Raw genomic sequence first — 17,578 nt, forward strand, 5'->3', positions numbered from 1 at the left:
AAACACGGAGGTAACGGAGGAAAACACAGAGAATACGGAGTTTTTCTATCATATTCTCACCTTGGTTATCTCCGCGTTTTTCTCTGTTACTCTGTGTTTTAAAAACCATTTCAATGAAGTTATCCCCCCCCGTTGCTTGTCTCTTCATGGCTACGTTAATTACCGCCTGCCAGTCGTCGGAGAAGAGCGAAACGAGTAAAGCCGCCTTTCAACTGATTACGTTGGACCCCGGCCATTTCCATGCTGCACTGGTTCAAAAATCCATGTATGAAGGTGTCGATTCAGTCGTTCATGTCTACGCACCAGATGGCCCCGATCTACAATTGCATCTAGACAAAATTCAGGGCTACAATACCCGTCCCGACAATCCAACTCATTGGAAAGAAGAGGTGTACAAAGGGGCCGACTTTTTCGACAAGATGATTGCCGGGAAGAAGGGTAATGTAGTGGTCATGGCTGGAAATAACCGCCTAAAAACCGACTACATCCAGAAAACCGTTGACGCTGGCTTTAACGTACTGGCCGATAAGCCAATGGTTATCAATGCCTCGAACTTCGATAAGCTGAAAGAATCGTTTACAACTGCCGAAAAAAAGAACGTACTGCTCTACGACATCATGACCGAGCGATACGAAATCTCTACAATGTTGCAACGCGCCTTTTCTCAACAACTGGATGTGTTTGGTACGCTGGAGAAGGGAACACCCGGCAATCCGGCTGTTACGAAAGAAAGCGTTCACCATTTTTACAAGAACGTATCGGGTAGCATTCTCACGCGTCCGGCCTGGTTTATGGACGTAGCACAACAGGGTGAAGGCATTGTGGACGTAACAACCCACCTGGTTGACCTAGTGCAGTGGGAGTGTTTTCCAGAACAAGCTATTGACTACCAGAAAGATATAAGCCTGACCTCGGCCCGACGCTGGACTACGGACATGAGTTTGAGCCAATTCAAAGCGATCACCAAGCAGAACACGTTTCCGGATTACCTCAAAAAGGACGTAGTGAAAGACAGTATTCTGCGGGTGTACAGTAACGGCGAGATCAATTACCAACTGCGGGGCATTCATGCCAAAGTATCGGTTACCTGGGCTTACAAAGCACCGGAAGGCGCGGGTGATACGCACTATTCGATCATGCGCGGCACCAAAGCTAACCTGATCATCCGCCAAGGAGCAGCCCAGCAATACAAGCCGACGTTGTATATCGAATCCGTCGCTGGAAACAAGACTCTGGAGGCTTCCCTGAAAGCTGCTTTGCCAAAAATTCAGCAGGAATTTCCGGGCGTTGATATAAAGAAAATCGCTACGGGTTGGGAGGTGGTCATTCCGGAAAAATACAAGGAAGGCCACGAAGCGCATTTTGGTCGGGTGGCGCAGAAATATTTCGACTACCTCAAAGCCGGGAAGCTACCCGCCTGGGAAGTGCCCAACATGATTGCCAAATACTATACAACAACGCAGGCACTGGAGCTGGCGAAGAAATCTAACTAATCAACGATGAACGCACCACAGGCCAATCGGCGTAATTTTATAAAGGAAACCATCAGCACAGCGGCTGGTTTGGTTGTATTACCGGCTTTGCCAACTGCATTGATCGGCGCACCGGCTATCCTACGTAGTGGATCACTCGGGAGTGATTCTACACCAGCAGGTGCCGCCCGGATTCGATTTTCCGTCATTGGGATGAATCATGGGCACATCAATAGCCAGATTGGAGCGGTTATTCGGGGCGGGGGTGAATTCGTCTCCTTTTACGCCAAAGAGCCTGATTTGATGGCTGACTTTGTGAAGCGTTATCCACAGACAAAACAGGCAAAAAGTGAGTCAGAAATCCTGGACGACAAGACCGTTCAGCTTGTTCTCAGCGCCGGTATACCCGTCGACCGGGCTCCCCTTGGCATTCGGGTCATGAAGGCGGGCAAGGATTATATGTCCGATAAGCCCGGTATCACGACACTCGAACAACTCGCCGACGTACGCAAGGTGCAGAAAGATACCAAGCGCATTTACTCGATCATGTATAGCGAGCGGTTCGAAAACCGGGCTACCGTGAAAGCGGGCGAATTGGTCAAGGCAGGTGCGATCGGCAACGTTATTCAGACCATCGGCCTGGGTCCGCACCGCATGACGCCCAAATCGCGGCCCGAGTGGTTCTTCGACAAGAAAGAATTTGGGGGTATCATCTGCGACATTGGCTCGCACCAGTTCGACCAGTTTCTGTTCTTCACCGGATCTAAAAAAGCAGACGTAGTGGCTTCACAGGTAGGCAACGTTCATTTTCCGCAATATCCCAAATTCGAAGATTTCGGCGACGTCATGCTACGTGGTGATGGCGGCATGGGCTACATTCGGGTTGACTGGTTCACGCCCGATGGCCTGAAATCATGGGGTGATGGACGTCTGACCATTCTGGGTACGGAAGGGTTCATTGAGATCCGGAAGAACATCGACCCGGCTGGACACGAAGGGGGGAACCATCTTTTTATAACAGACCAGAAAGAAACCCGCTATATCGATTGCAACAAAGAACCGTTGCCCTACGGCGAACAACTTGTCAATGACGTTCTTAACCGAACCGAAACGGCGATGACGCAGGAGCATTGCTTTCTGGCTACGGAACTGGCACTCAAAGCGCAGAAACAAGCGCAGGAGATTCACCTGAAAAAATAAGATTCTTTGGATTCTATAGTTTCTGCGGGTGCCGTGAATCAATAGAATCCAAAGAATCTAACTTTGCCAAACACTTACTTTCGACCATTTGGCTGCTACTATTCTGATTATTGATGACGAGCCCCGGTTACGTCAGCTTCTGGCCCGGATTCTACAACTCGAAGGTTATACCGTCCTTGAAGCTGACACGGCACGTAGTGGACTCAAAACTCTTGAGCATGAGGAAGTTCAATTAGTGATCAGCGATGTAAAACTGCCCGACAAGAATGGCATTGAGCTGTCGGCCCAGATAAAACAACTCTATCCGGCTACCGAAATCATTGTATTAACGGCTTATGGTACCATTTCAGATGGTGTAACCGCCATAAAAAACGGGGCGTTTGATTACATCACCAAAGGCGACGATAACGACCGGATTATTCCGCTGGTCAGTCGGGCTGTCGAGAAGGCTAATCTGCAATTCAGGATCAAACAACTTGAACAACAGGTTGGCCAGCGATACGGATTTGATAGCATTATTGGCCGATCAAAACCCATTCAACAAGCTATTGAGCTGGCTCGTAAAGTAGCCGTCACCGATACAACTGTACTGCTGACGGGCGAAACAGGCACCGGGAAAGAAGTATTTGCGCAAGCCATTCATCAGGCCAGTTTCCGCCGAACAGGGCCATTCGTGGCAATTAACTGTGGAGCCCTGGGCAAAGACATTCTGGAAAGTGAGCTATTTGGTCACCGGAGTGGGGCCTTTACGGGAGCCAACCGCGACCAGAAAGGGCTGTTCGCTGAAGCCAACAAAGGCACTATTTTCTTAGATGAGATTGGTGAAATGCCTCTCGACTTACAGGCCAAACTACTACGTGTGCTTGAAACGCATGAGTTCCTGCGAGTAGGCGATACCAAGCCGACAAAAACGGATGTTCGCGTGATTGCAGCCACCAACCGGGGGTTGGAACAAGAAGCCACTGCCGGTCGGTTTCGGCTGGATTTGTATTATAGACTATCAGTATTTCAGATTGAGCTCCCACCCTTACGCGATCGACGTACCGACATCCCTGAATTAGCTGACCAGTTTGCCCGACAAAGTGCGGCCAAGATTGGGAAGCGAATCGTGAAACTTAGTCCGACCTTTGTGCAAAAACTACAGCAGCATGCGTGGAAGGGCAATATACGCGAGCTAAAAAATGTCATTGAGCGGGCTGTTATCCTCGCCGATACGTCTCCCGATGGCTCCATTGAGCTGACGCCTGATCTCCTCCCCTATGAGATACAGGAAAATGGACTATCAAACGACCCGACCGCACTGGATTTAGCAACTGTAGAACAGCAACACATCCGTCGGGTGCTACGTCAGACGAATGGCAACAAAACAGAAACCGCCCGACTGTTGGGCATCGGCCTGACAACACTTTACCGAAAACTTCAGGAAGCGGGCTTAAGCGACGGGTAACTAATTTCCTGCATTTTATCGAACACCATCCTAACGTCAGTGTCGGTTGTGCGCCAGTTTGAAAAAGCCGCCCGAATACCGGTCCGCCCCTTATACACGGTAATGGTCATGAAGACTAAACCTGTATCATTCAGGGTAGACAGAAAAGTTTTTACCCGCTCCGGTTCTGCTTCAGATTCTTTCAGTGAGAAACACACGGTATTAAGTCTGACTGGGGCTAACAACTCAAAATGATCACTACCAGCCAGCATCGTACCGAATGATTTGGCAAGTCGAATATTCGTTTCTATAATAGTTTGGTAGCCTTCTTTGCCATACGCTATCAGGCTAAACCAGGCCGGTAATGCCCGTAATCGCCTTGAGCTTTCCGGCACCAGTGTCTGGTAATTTACATGCGATAGCAGATCACCCAGATATGGGCTATTAAGTGGTTGCAGCGTTTCGATATGCAGTTGTCGGTGCCTCGTGTGCGTAAAGAAAATGGCACTATCGTACGGCACATTCAACCATTTATGGCAGTCGATAGTGATGCTATCGGCATTTTCCCAGCCAGCCAGTAGGTGTCGATACGTTGGTGAGCAGGCAGCAAAACCACCAAATGCCCCGTCGACATGCCACCAGAAAGTATAGATTTCTTTCAATTTACCGATGGAAATCATATCATCGAAATCAACCGTATTGACTGTACCTCCGCTCGAAATCAGGATAACAGGCTGGCCATTCAGAGCCTGTAACTTAGCCTCTAAATCGCTGATGTCCATTGCTTCCCGATTCCCTTCCACATGGTTGATTCGCACGACATTATTACGTCCAATGCCTAACATTGCCAGCGATTTGACCGCGGATGCATGCGGTTCAGCCGATAGAACTGTAATGCCCGGCACCATACCATCATTGGAAATATCCACCCCAAGTTGCTGACCTGCCCACTGCCGCGCTACCGCCAGGCAGGTAAAATTTGACATCGTAGCTCCACTGACAAATCCACCCTGATACGTATCGGGCAAATTGAATAGTTGCCGCAACAGTTGAATCGTCTCAATTTCAATGTTAGCCGAAATATCACCTTGCCCAGCCGTCGCAAACGTACATTGGTCAAAAGCAGTGGCTAACCAGTCGCCCACAATGGATGCCGGAGTGGTACCCCCAATCACATAACCCCAATAGCGCGGACCCGCCGATGCCACGATAACCTGCCTCAGTCGTTCATTAAATTCATCGACGGCCCTGAGCGTACCTACACCCTGATTTGGCAACTGGTTCCCGGATAATTTGGGGCTGTATGTACTTTTTGTCGGCAGTTGATCCAGCGCATTCAGGTGGGTCAGGCTTTCAACTTTAGCTCGTTCGAGCAACGTAGCAAGGTCTTCTAAATCCTGCTGTAAGGGTGAGATCATGGCACCAGGGGATAGCATTACAGTGGTAAAGGCAAAGTAAGATAAAACAATAAAGTGTCCGATTACTTCGGTTAAGCTACGGGCAAACAATCAGCGGTGCAGCACACAGCCCTCAACAGGCTTATTTTCCTTTCCAACCTTTGCTCTTTATATTATCAAACTGAAAAGCTGACCCTACCAAAATGGTAGGGTCAGCTTTTTTAGCATGATGTCATAGAACACGCAAAGATAAAACAAATCCCTATTATTCAATTGGTTACCTCAAAACAGTAACCTTCAAAGTTTTTCTGGACTACTTCTTGGCATACCCGTACCAGATAACGTTTTTAATCAATCACGATCATGGGTACACTCCTGCTTCTTGTTGCCTCAGCACTAATCTGCTTCGCTCTTTTTTACAAAGCCATCGAATGGTTCGAGAAAATCTAAAGGTGTAAGAGCGTAAAACTGCTGTTACAGCTATCTGCTCTTTCGCCTATTCACTCTTTCGCTCTGAAAAAAATGCTCTCGCTCTTATTTATTGTCTCGCTGCTGGTTTTCGCGTACATGCTGTACGTCCTGATTAAACCGGAAAAATTTTAACCGGATCGTCTCCATCTCCTATCGCTGGAGTAAAACACATTCACTATGTCAACTGAATTATTAGGCGTCGCGGTCATGTATGGATTAACTCTCCTTCTGGCCATTCCGCTGGGCAAATACATTGCCAACGTATTTAAACCGGAGTCTGCCAATGGGCCAATCGAACGGTTCATTTATCGGCTCGCGGGCCTGGATTCCAGCCGCGATATGACCTGGAAAGAAAACCTTATAGCACTACTCACAATCAACGCGGTCTGGTTAGGCTTTGCGTTTACGCTGCTGCTGATTCAGGGCTCACTGCCTCTTAATCCGGATGGAAACCCGTCAATGACGCCCGATCTGGCGTTCAATACGGCCATCAGCTTCATGGTCAACTGCGACTTGCAACACTATTCGGGCGAGTCGGGGCTAACGTACCTGACGCAATTGTTTGTGGTCAATTTCCTGATGTTCACCTCGGCCGCAACGGGTATCGCTTCGCTGCTGTTAGTTGTGAGATCGTTTCTGCCTAAAGCAGTCGATACCGTCGGTAATTTCTACGTATTCTTTGTAAAAGCGATCACTCGAATCCTGCTGCCGATTTCGTTCGTAGTCGCTCTACTGCTAGCCTTCAGCGGCACTCCGGCCAGTTTCGATGGCAAAGACAGTATCGTAACCATGCAGGGCGATACGGTCGGTGTGTCACGTGGGCCAGCGGCTGGTATGATTGCCATCAAACACGCAGGAACCAACGGCGGAGGCTGGTTTGGCGCCAACTCGGCGCACCCGTTCGAAAACCCAACCTATTTTACTAACGTAGTTGAAATGGTGGCGCAAGTACTTCTACCAATCGCGATGCTGTTTGCGCTGGGTTTCCTGATCAATCGTCGGCGCTTCACTTGGGTTGTCTATAGCGTCATGACGATTGGTATGCTTTGCCTGCTTATTCCAACACTAGTAACGGAATTCCATGGTAATCCAGCTATTGCCCAGTTGGGTGTGATCCAGCCAACCGGCGCGATGGAAGGCAAAGAAGTACGTTTCGGCCCACTGGCGTCGGCCTACTGGAGCATTGTCACAACGATTATTTCGACGGGATCAGTCAACTCGATGCACGATTCGTCAATGGCCTTGTCGGGCACAATGGAGCTGTTGGGGATGATGACCAATGCTTTCTACGGCGGTTGTGGCGTCGGTTTTCTGAACTACTATTATTACCTCATCATTGCCGTTTTCATCTCAGGATTGATGGTAGGCCGGACCCCGGAACTCTTCGGACGGAAAGTCGAAGCGCGGGAAATCAAGATTGCCTCGATCGTTGCCTTGCTCAGTACGTTACTGGTAAAAGGCGGAACGGCCCTAGCTGCCTGGGTTTATATTAACTATCCAAACGGCGCCGGGGTCGCGTCCGACTTGGTTGGGAAGCCTTCAGCCTGGTTGAACAATCCAGCTAATCACGGTTTCACGGAAGTCCTTTATGAGTTCACCTCAGCAAACGCCAACAACGGTTCGGGATTTGAAGGGCTGGGCGACAACAATTTTTTCTGGAACTATGCCACGGGTATTGTGCTGATTTTGGGGCGGTTTATCCCAATCATCGGCCCGGTAGCCATTGCGGGTCTACTGGCGCAGAAAAAATACGTACCAGAATCGTCTGGAACACTGCCAACGGATACCGCTACGTTCGGGCTGATGACCTTCGCCGTTATCCTGATCATTACCGCCTTATCCTTCTTCCCAGCACTGGCGCTGGGCCCACTGGCCGAATACTTCTCACTTAAATAATTAAACATCTAAGTCAGAAAAATTCTGATTTAGAAACCAATATCATGGCAAAGCAAAATTCTTCCCCGGCCCTCTTTCAGCGCGAGCTGGTAAGCAAGGCAATTCGGGATTCGTTTGTCAAACTTAATCCGGCCATTCTCATCAAGAATCCGGTCATGTTCACCGTCGAAATCGGTACCGTCGTAATGGTGCTGGTAACGGCCTACATCGCCATCACGGGCGATACGTCGCAGGGAACGCTGGGCTACAATATCGCCATCACGTTCATTCTGTTGCTGACGATTCTGTTCGCCAATTTCGCTGAAGCCATTGCCGAAGCACGCGGTAAAGCGCAGGCAGAATCACTACGTAAAACGCGGCAGGAAACGCCCGCAAAAAAAGTCGTTGGCAATGACCGCATTGAGTTAATCTCCTCCGCGCAACTGCAAAAAGGCGATGTGTTTCTCTGCGAAACGGGCGACATTATTCCGTCCGACGGCGAAATCATCGAAGGTTTAGCCACCATCGACGAGTCGGCGATTACGGGTGAATCAGCTCCGGTTATTCGAGAATCGGGGGGTGATAAATCGTCGGTGACGGGCGGTACGAAAGTGCTTTCCGATCGCATCAAAGTACAAGTAACAACCCAACCGGGCGAATCATTTCTGGACAGGATGATTGCGCTGGTGGAAGGAGCAAGTCGGCAGAAAACGCCGAATGAAATTGCATTGACGATTCTGCTGGCCGGATTTACCCTGATTTTCATCATCGTCTGCGTCGCATTGAAGCCCTTTGCGGATTATGCCAATACGCCAATCACCATTGCGGCCCTGATTTCACTGTTCGTGTGCCTCATTCCAACGACGATTGGTGGGTTGCTTTCGGCCATTGGGATTGCGGGAATGGACCGCGCGTTGCGGGCGAACGTAATTGCCAAGTCGGGCCGGGCCGTCGAAACGGCGGGGGATATTGATACGTTGCTGCTCGACAAAACGGGCACAATTACCATTGGCAACCGGAAAGCAACCAATTTCTACCCCGCTCCGGGTATTTCCGTAGACGACATGATTCGGGCGTCGGCACTCAGTTCGCTGGCCGACGAAACCCCGGAAGGCAAATCCATTGTCGAACTGGCCGGCACGAACGTAACGAGTCGATTATCAACCGAAGGTGCTACGTTGATCAAGTTTACGGCCGAAACCCGGTCTTCAGGCATCGATATGCCCAGCGGCCAAAACGGTTCGCAGGTGCGGATTCGGAAAGGGGCCACCGATTCGATTCGCAACATCGTTTCGCGGGCAGGCAATATCTTCCCGGCCATAACGGAGGAACAATCCAAAAAGATTGCTGCTAATGGCGGCACTCCGCTGGTCGTTTCTGAAAATGAAGTGGTTAAAGGTGTCATCGAATTGCAGGACATTATCAAACCCGGCATTTCGGAACGCTTCGACCGACTGCGAAAAATGGGTGTTAAAACAGTGATGGTTACGGGCGACAATCCACTGACAGCCAAGTTCATCGCTGAAAAAGCGGGCGTCGACGACTACATCGCCGAAGCCAAACCCGAAGACAAAATGAACTACATCCGCCACGAGCAACTAGGCGGCAAGCTCGTAGCCATGATGGGCGACGGGACCAACGACGCACCCGCTCTGGCACAAGCCGATGTAGGTGTAGCGATGAACTCCGGCACACAAGCCGCCAAAGAAGCGGGTAACATGGTGGACCTGGACAATGACCCAACCAAACTTATCGAGGTCGTTGAAATTGGGAAGCAATTGCTGATCACACGGGGCACCCTGACAACGTTTTCTATTGCCAACGACGTAGCGAAATACTTTGCCATCGTTCCGGCCCTGTTCGTACTATCGATTCCCGCCTTGCAGGCAATCAATATCATGAAGTTGCACAGCCCGGAATCGGCCATTCTATCGGCGGTTATTTTCAATGCGATCATTATTCCCATGCTGATTCCGCTGGCGCTACGTGGTGTTGAATACAAACCGATTGGCGCATCGGCCCTGCTACGTAGGAATCTGCTTATCTATGGTGTTGGCGGCCTTATCGCTCCGTTCATTGGCATTAAATTGATCGATTTAGTCGTCGGGTTATTTGTGTAACGCTATGACACCACCGGGTTTTAACCCGGTGCAAATGGGGAATAGAATCAATTGCACCAGGTTTTAACCCGGTGGTATAAAAATAAAAATCATGAAAAATCACATCTCACCAGCCATTCGGCTTACGCTTATTCTGCTGGTTATTCTTTCCGTTGTTTATCCTATTGTCGTAGCCGGAATAGCCACGCTTGCAGCAGGGGGCGGCAAAGGCGAAACGGTTACAGTCAATGGCAAGGTCGTAGGCTATGCGCTGATCGGCCAGAAGTTTACCGAAGACCGCTATTTTAACAGCCGCCCATCGGCCGTTGACTACAATGCAACCGGATCGGCGGGGTCGAACAAAGGTCCGTCAAATCCCGACTATCTGAAAACCGTTCAGGCCCGGATTGATACGTTCCTCGTACATAACCCAGGGGTAAACAAAGCCGATATTCCTGCTGAACTCGTTACGGCTTCTGGTTCAGGCCTGGACCCGGATTTATCGCCAGCGGCCGCCAAAATTCAGGTAGCACGGATTGCTAAGAACCGCAACATCAGCGTCGAACGCTTGAATCAACTTGTTGATGAACAGACCCAAGGCCCTCTCTTAGGACTACTTGGTCCATCAACGGTAAATGTGTTAAAACTGAACGTAGCACTTGACCAACTCAAATAAAGTTTTGCTGAGGGATTCGGTTACCAATCGAGTTCTTCAGTAAAGCTGACAATCAAATACCAGAATGATCACCGATTATATTGGTCTTGGGCTGCTCTTCGGCTTGGCCGTGGGGATCGCAATTCCAACGGGACGCTACCTAAGCCACGTGTTCAAAGGTGAAACAACGCCACTGGACTTTCTGACTCCTCTCGAACGATTAATCTATCGACTCGGCGGAATCGATCCGGCCCAACCGATGACATGGCGACAGTATGCTGTAGCGTTGCTGGTAGTTAATGGAGTATGGTTACTCTATGCGCTGGTTATGCTCCTTGTCCAGGCTCAAATTCCGATTTGGAACCAGGGCAACATCCCACCAATGGAATGGACGCTGGCCCTAAACACGGCCATTAGTTTTCTGACCAGCACGAATTTACAGCACTATTCGGGCGAAAGCGGGGCAACTTATTTTACGCAAATGGCGGTGCTGACGTTTTTGCAGTTTGTGTCGGCAGGAACAAGTCTGGCCGTAGGTGTGGCAGTGGTCAGGTCATTGCGAAGTGAACACAGCGAGCGTTTCGGCAATTTCTACCAGGATTTTGTTTTGTCGATCACGCGGGTGTTCATGCCCCTGTCTTTGCTTGGCGCAATAGAGCTGATTTTTACCGGTGTGCCGATGACATTTGAGCCGTACCAGGTTATTAAAACGTTGCAGGGCGCAGAACAGACTGTGGCTACAGGTCCGGTAGCGGCCATGCTATCCATTAAGCACCTCGGTTCAAATGGTGGCGGGTTCTTCGGAGCAAATACGGCGCATCCGTTCGAGAATCCGAACGTTGTCAGCTACATACTTAACCTGGTGAACGTATTGTTACTGCCGCTGGCATTCATCTGCTTCCTGGGGTATTTTCTAAACCGGCGGAAGCTGGCCGTCATGCTGTTTACGATCATGACGGGTTGCTGGTTATCGCTTACAATCCCAATTATGGCGCAGGAGTTAGCAGGCAACGTAGCGATTACCCAATTGGGTATCGACCAGTCGATGGGCAGTCTGGAGGGTAAGGAAATGCGATTTGGTACAGCAGCCTCTGCGTTCTGGTGTGGCGTAAACATCGTTATTCCCGCAGGAACGCTAACGTCAATGCATGATAGTTACACGCCTTTATCGGGTTTATTTATGCAGTTGGGCATGCAGGTAGACGCTTTTTACGGAGGTGTTGGAACGGGGTTCCTGTACATGTTCCTATACATCATCATTGCTATTTTTATTGGTAGCCTGATGATTGGCCGAACACCCGAGTTGCTGGGGAAGAAGGTAGGCATACCGGAAATCCAGGTAGCTGCTTTCGTGATTGTCATGTTGCCGCTACTCTATCTGGGTGCAACTGGTTTGGCAGTCGCGGTATGGAACAACACCACTAATCCAGCGGAAACGCTCGGCTGGTTGAGCAACGGCAGTTATCACGGGTTTACCACGATGCTCTACGAATACGTATCGTCTGCCGCTGGAAACGGATCGGGTTTTGAGGGATTGGGTGATAACACACCGTTCTGGAACCTGTCGACGGCAGTTGTCATGCTGTTAGGCCGATTTATCCCACTGCTGGGTCCCCTGATCATTGGCGGCCTCCTGCTTGCCAAACACTACGTTCCACCAACGACCGGAGTTTTGCCTGTTGAATCATCGACATTCGCGGTGCTTTTAACCGCGGTCATCCTGATAATAGGTGCCTTATGTTTTTTTCCGGCACTGGCGATCGGGCCAATTGCCGAGTATTTGACCCAATAATTTTCGAGTACAACAATTCATAAAACCTGGTTAAAGCCGGGTACTAAAATGAAAAATAACTTTCTCCTGACTGTTGCGATTGCAATAGTTTTTCATACCTCACCACTACTTGCTCAGTCAATAAATGACACGAAAGATACGTTGACGCCAGTTCAACCACAGAGTGCTGTAGCACCTAATTCAGGATTAACCGTCACGGGCTACGTTGAAGCCTACTACACACACGATTTCACGGCACCAAAAACCGCTCAGGAGCGACCTGGATTTTTGTATAATCACAAGCGAAACCGCGAAGTAAACGTAAATCTGGCGTTTATCAAGGGAGCTTATACCAGTGACCGCGTCCGGGCGAATCTGGCGATTCAGGTTGGTACGTATGCGCAGTATAATTATGCCGCTGAACAAGGTTTACTGAAGAATATATTTGAAGCGAACGCGGGAGTAAAATTGAGTAAAACGCATGATCTCTGGCTCGACGCGGGCATTTTCTCGTCGCATATTGGGTTTGAAAGTGCGATCTCGAAAGATTGCTGGACGCTGACACGTAGCCTTGTGGCTGAAAATTCACCCTATTATCTGGCAGGTGCCAAACTGACGTACAACACGCCCAATGGAAAATGGACTCTTTTGGGATCGGTACTGAATGGCTGGCAACGGATTGCCAAATTACCTGGTTATTCCGGTCCATCGGTTAGTACGCAGGTGCAGTTTAAGCCAACGGCCAATTTTGTATTGAACTGGAGTAGTTTCCTGGGCAGCGACCGACCCGATTCACTGAAACAAACGCGATTTTATAATAACATCTACGCAATTGTGAATCCAAACGGAAAAGTCAGCGCTATTCTTGGCTTCGATATTGGCGCCGATCGCAAACCCGTTGGCCCCGACGGTCGCCGGGTAGGCAATGGCAGTTACGTCTGGTATGCCCCCGTGGCCATTGTCCGCTATTCGTTTAGTGACGTAGTGAAACTAGCGGGGCGGGTTGAATATTACGATGACAAAAACGGGGTAATCATTGCAACAGGAACACCAAACGGCTTCAAAATCTGGGGCTATTCGCTGAATGTCGACTACTTTATTTTACCCACTGCGCTCTTCAGGATCGAAGGAAAAGTTTACAACAGTCAGGACGCTATCTTTGAAACAGCAAGCCGTGACAGTAATACAAATACCTCATTGACAACGAGTTTAGCGGTTAGTTTTTAAGTTTTTTTTGTTATCCCGACGCAGGAGGGATCTTCGGGTGAGAAAATCTTTTCTGCTATCAACGAAGATCCCTCCTGCGTCGGGATGACAAAAATTTCTACAACTTTATGAATCCCAACGACCAGAACGCCGAACATTTCCTGAACCTCCTCCGTCAATCCAGGCGGGGGAAGTTTAAGGTGTACATTGGCATGAGCGCGGGGGTTGGTAAATCGTACCGTATGTTGCAGGAAGCCCATACCCTGCTTCGCGGAGGAATCGACGTTAAAATTGGCTTCATTGAAACACATAAACGGGCCGAAACGCATGCGCTAATTGCCGGTTTACCCATTATTCCCCGGCGTAAGCTGTTTTACAAAGGCCGCGAGCTGGAAGAAATGGATGTGCAGACCGTAGTGAATAGCCATCCCGAGCTGGTGATTGTGGATGAACTGGCCCATACGAACATACCGGGATCGAAAAATGAAAAGCGCTGGCAGGACGTACTGGACATTCTGGATTCGGGCATTAACGTAATCAGTGCGGTTAATATTCAGCACATTGAAAGCCTGTATTCAGCGGTGCATCAAATTACGGGCATCGACGTAACCGAGCGCGTGCCGGATCGGGTATTGCAACTGGCCGACGAAGTCGTAAATATTGACCTCACCGCTGATGAGTTGATCACGCGATTGAAAGAAGGGAAGATTTATGATCCGGGCAAAGTTGAAACGGCGCTACGTAACTTTTTTCAGGCCGAGAAGATTCTACAACTGCGCGAACTGGCGCTACGTGAGGTAGCAACCGCAGTTGAACGCAAGATTGAAACCTCGCTTCCAGCGAATAGCAAGGCGAAACCCGAGCGATTTCTGGCCGCCATCAGTTCCAATCACGAGATTGCCCGACACGTTATTCGCAAAACGGCGCGACTGGCCGCTTACTATAACTCGCGCTGGTTTGTGCTTTACGTCCAAACGCCATCCGAAAGCTCCGACCGTATTAAGCTCGACGTACAGCGACATTTGATCAACAACCTTAAATTAGCTACTGAACTGGGCGCAGAGGTGATTCATGTCAAGAGCAGCAACATCGTTACCAGCATCATGACCGAAGTGGAGAGTCGGAACATTACAACGGTCTGCATTGGCAAGCCGCACCTTACCTTGATCCAGATTATTTTGCGGACGAACGCCTTCAACCAACTTCTCAATAAACTGTCGGGCTCAGATACCGACCTGATCATACTGTCGTAGCCATGAGTATAAAAAGCAAAATAGCCGTCGCTCTGGCGTTTATGTTTACCATTATTCTGGTACTCGGCGGCTTGAGTGCCTATTACCTGAATGAGCTTTCCAGCGATTCGCAGGCAATCTTAAAGGATAATTACATCTCGCTTGAATATGTCAGCAATATGCAGAAGGCACTGGCGATGTCCACCGAAACACCGGAACAGGACCCCGAAGGCTTAACGGATTTTGATCGAAACCTCAAAAAGCAGGAAGGCAACGTGACAGAAATCGGGGAGCAGGAAATAACCAGTAGTTTACGCCGGGAATTTAATCGGCTACGTAGCAAACCCACTGATTCTCCGATTATTGCCCGAATCCGGCAACACCTGTTCGCGCTGGACGACATTAACCGACAGGCCATTATCCGTAAAAACGAAACGGCCAAACAAACGGCCAAAGACGCGTTGCTGTGGGTAGCGGTTGCAGGAACGGTATGCTTTCTGATTTTATTCTCGTTCATCATCAATTTCCCCGGCTACATCGCCAATCCCGTGCGCGAGCTGACGCGGGGGATCAAACAGGTAACCAAACGTAATTTTGAAGAGCGTTTGCACATCGATTCCAACGATGAGTTTGGCGAACTAGCGAAATCGTTCAACTCAATGGCGCAGAAACTGGATGAATATGAGCATTCCAATCTGGCGCAGGTGCTGTACGAGAAACGACGTATTGATACCCTTATCCACATTATGAGTGAGGGCATTGTGGGTATGGACGAAAAACGGCGCATCTTATTCGCCAATCCCGTAGCCTGCCGACTGTTGGGTATGGACGAAGCGCAGTTAGTAGGTCAATATGCGCCGGACATTGCGGCTTCAAACGACTTAATGCGGACGTTGATCCAGGATATCATGACCGATACCCCATTGGATACCGAACAGAATGGCTTTCTCAAAATTTACGATCCCCGACCGGATGGTCCCCGACCGGACGGCTTCAAACCAGATGGTCTAGGGGCAGATGGACGCGGGAAAGAAAGTTATTTCAAACGGCGAACGCATAGGGTCGATGTGATCCGTACTGGCGAAATACATTCTGAATTAGCGGGTTACGTGATGGTGCTCGAAAATATTACGCCCTACAAAGAACTCGATTTAGCCAAAACCAACTTCATCGCCACGATTTCACACGAACTCAAGACGCCTTTGTCCAGTATCAAAATGAGCCTTAAGCTGCTTGAAGACAGCCGCATTGGACAGGTGAACGACGAGCAGAAACAACTCATCGGCAATATCAGCGACGATACCAACCGGCTACTGAACCTAACGAGTGAACTGCTTAATATGGCGCAGGTCGAATCGGGCCAGATTCAATTAAACATACAGGCCGTGGTACCTGTCGATGTGGTCAATTATGCGGCCAATGCCCTTCGGGTCTCGGCGGAGAACAAACGTATCAGACTTTCCATAACGGTTCCTTCAGCACTCCCCATCGTGTTGGCTGACCCCGATAAAGTCTCCTGGGTGCTGGTCAACTTTCTCTCGAACGCGATTCGGCATAGTCCCGAAAACAGTGTCATTGACATATCAGCGCAACAGGTCAATACGTATGTTGAATTCCGGGTGCGTGACCACGGAGCAGGAATCCGGCCCGAGCATCAGGACAAAGTGTTTGACCGCTACTTTAAAGCCCCCAGCCTCAACGGACAGGCAACTCAATCTGCATCCGGCACCTCCATGCCGGGCAGCACGGGTCTTGGTCTGGCCATTTCGAGCGAATTTATCCGGAGCATGAACGGCCAGATTGGACTGGATACCAGCATTACCGACGGAGCGGCTTTCTTCTTTCGATTACCCATTGATCGGCAAGCGTAGATAAGCCGTATTTGGTGCTTATAGAATCATCAATTATAGGCAAAGATGATTCGATTTACGGCGGTAGCCTTTTCAGGGCTGTTTATTTTTCTCCTCACTATGAGCACTGGCTGGAGCCAGGATGTCAACTGGAAGAAAGTCAGGGTACTGGTCTATACAAAAAATGGCAAAGGTTACGTCCACGACAACATTCCGAACGCGGTTCAGTGCATTCAGAAGCTCGGCAGGCAGTACGGCTTCGCGGTCGATTCATCGGCTCAGCCAACTGTATTTACGGAGAGCAGTCTGAAACAATACACCCTTCTAATTTTCCCGAGTACGAACAACGACGTATTCGATACCGACGCCCAGCGGCTGGCTTTCCGGCGCTATATTGAAGCCGGAGGAGGCTTTGTGGGCATTCATTCCGTTATGGGTACAGAGCGCAACTGGGCCTGGTTCAAGCGAATGCTGGGTGGTACGTTTGCCTGGCATCCAAAGTTTCAGAAGTTCAGGGTTGAGGTGCTGGATACCAGGCACCCGTCTATGCAGGGCTTGCCGAAGGTGTGGGAGAAAGAAGATGAGTTTTATTTTACCAAGAATATGTCGCCAGGTCCGACGGTCATTATGGCAAATGATCTGACGTCGCTCAATCAGGACGAACCGGAGAAGGTGAAGATGTTCGGCGGTTCATACACAGAACTATATCCCTCCGCCTGGTACTATAATTTCGACGGCGGCTATACCTGGTGCACGACGTTGGGCCATGCCAAAACGGATTACCAAACAGATACTACGTTCATCAACCACATTTTTCAGGGCATTCGCTACGTTGCCGGACAGGTAAAAATGATCGATTTTAGTAAAGCTTACGCCGATTCAAGAGATACGCCGATCCGCTAATCTATTTGTTCACGAGGCAGC

Annotated in this window: 13 protein-coding genes; 12 read left to right on the plus strand and 1 reads right to left on the minus strand. The window is 49.6% G+C overall.

The window, feature by feature from the left end; genetic code table 11:
- The first annotated feature begins 113 nt into the window (after positions 1 to 113).
- The 3 genes from BM202_RS18060 to BM202_RS18070 all read left to right on the plus strand — a co-directional run bounded on the left by BM202_RS18060 (position 114) and on the right by BM202_RS18070 (position 4,119).
- A complete protein-coding gene (locus BM202_RS18060; protein ID WP_093828593.1) occupies positions 114 to 1,493 on the plus strand; it encodes a putative oxidoreductase C-terminal domain-containing protein in 1,380 nt (459 codons plus the stop codon).
- Positions 1,494 to 1,499: 6 nt separating this feature from the next.
- Complete coding sequence (locus BM202_RS18065; RefSeq protein WP_093828595.1) at positions 1,500 to 2,672, plus strand: Gfo/Idh/MocA family protein; 1,173 nt, start codon at positions 1,500 to 1,502, stop codon at positions 2,670 to 2,672.
- 88 nt (positions 2,673 to 2,760) lie between these two features.
- A complete protein-coding gene (locus BM202_RS18070; protein WP_093828597.1) occupies positions 2,761 to 4,119 on the plus strand; it encodes a sigma-54-dependent transcriptional regulator in 1,359 nt (452 codons plus the stop codon).
- Here the strand turns inward: BM202_RS18070 and BM202_RS18075 are convergent.
- A complete protein-coding gene (locus BM202_RS18075; protein WP_093828599.1) occupies positions 4,092 to 5,516 on the minus strand; it encodes a pyridoxal phosphate-dependent decarboxylase family protein in 1,425 nt (474 codons plus the stop codon). The genes BM202_RS18070 and BM202_RS18075 overlap by 28 nt on opposite strands.
- A 501-nt stretch (positions 5,517 to 6,017) precedes the next feature.
- Between BM202_RS18075 and BM202_RS18080 the strand changes: the two genes are divergently transcribed.
- The 9 genes from BM202_RS18080 to BM202_RS18120 all read left to right on the plus strand — a co-directional run bounded on the left by BM202_RS18080 (position 6,018) and on the right by BM202_RS18120 (position 17,557).
- The gene (locus BM202_RS18080; protein WP_093828601.1) at positions 6,018 to 6,098 is read left to right on the plus strand and encodes a potassium-transporting ATPase subunit F; all 81 of its coding nucleotides are present in this window, start codon (positions 6,018 to 6,020) and stop codon (positions 6,096 to 6,098) included.
- Positions 6,099 to 6,143: 45 nt separating this feature from the next.
- A complete protein-coding gene (kdpA, locus tag BM202_RS18085; RefSeq protein ID WP_093828603.1) occupies positions 6,144 to 7,862 on the plus strand; it encodes a potassium-transporting ATPase subunit KdpA in 1,719 nt (572 codons plus the stop codon).
- A 44-nt stretch (positions 7,863 to 7,906) separates the two neighbouring features.
- On the plus strand, positions 7,907 to 9,961 hold the full coding sequence (kdpB, locus tag BM202_RS18090) for a potassium-transporting ATPase subunit KdpB (RefSeq protein WP_093828605.1): 2,055 nt from the start codon (positions 7,907 to 7,909) through the stop codon (positions 9,959 to 9,961).
- 91 nt (positions 9,962 to 10,052) lie between these two features.
- The gene (locus tag BM202_RS18095; protein ID WP_093828607.1) at positions 10,053 to 10,616 is read left to right on the plus strand and encodes a K(+)-transporting ATPase subunit C; all 564 of its coding nucleotides are present in this window, start codon (positions 10,053 to 10,055) and stop codon (positions 10,614 to 10,616) included.
- Between the two features lie 64 nt (positions 10,617 to 10,680).
- A complete protein-coding gene (gene kdpA / locus BM202_RS18100; protein ID WP_093828609.1) occupies positions 10,681 to 12,387 on the plus strand; it encodes a potassium-transporting ATPase subunit KdpA in 1,707 nt (568 codons plus the stop codon).
- Between the two features lie 48 nt (positions 12,388 to 12,435).
- Entirely contained in the window at positions 12,436 to 13,593 is a 1,158-nt protein-coding gene (locus BM202_RS18105) for a porin (protein ID WP_093828611.1), read from the plus strand.
- A gap of 107 nt (positions 13,594 to 13,700) precedes the next feature.
- Complete coding sequence (locus BM202_RS18110; protein WP_093828613.1) at positions 13,701 to 14,825, plus strand: sensor protein KdpD; 1,125 nt, start codon at positions 13,701 to 13,703, stop codon at positions 14,823 to 14,825.
- A 2-nt stretch (positions 14,826 to 14,827) separates the two neighbouring features.
- Complete coding sequence (locus tag BM202_RS18115; protein WP_093828615.1) at positions 14,828 to 16,675, plus strand: ATP-binding protein; 1,848 nt, start codon at positions 14,828 to 14,830, stop codon at positions 16,673 to 16,675.
- A gap of 45 nt (positions 16,676 to 16,720) precedes the next feature.
- The gene (locus BM202_RS18120; RefSeq protein WP_093828617.1) at positions 16,721 to 17,557 is read left to right on the plus strand and encodes a ThuA domain-containing protein; all 837 of its coding nucleotides are present in this window, start codon (positions 16,721 to 16,723) and stop codon (positions 17,555 to 17,557) included.
- Positions 17,558 to 17,578 lie beyond the last annotated feature (21 nt).

Origin of the sequence: Spirosoma endophyticum, assembly GCF_900112365.1 — a bacterium.
Lineage (GTDB): Bacteria > Bacteroidota > Bacteroidia > Cytophagales > Spirosomataceae > Spirosoma > Spirosoma endophyticum.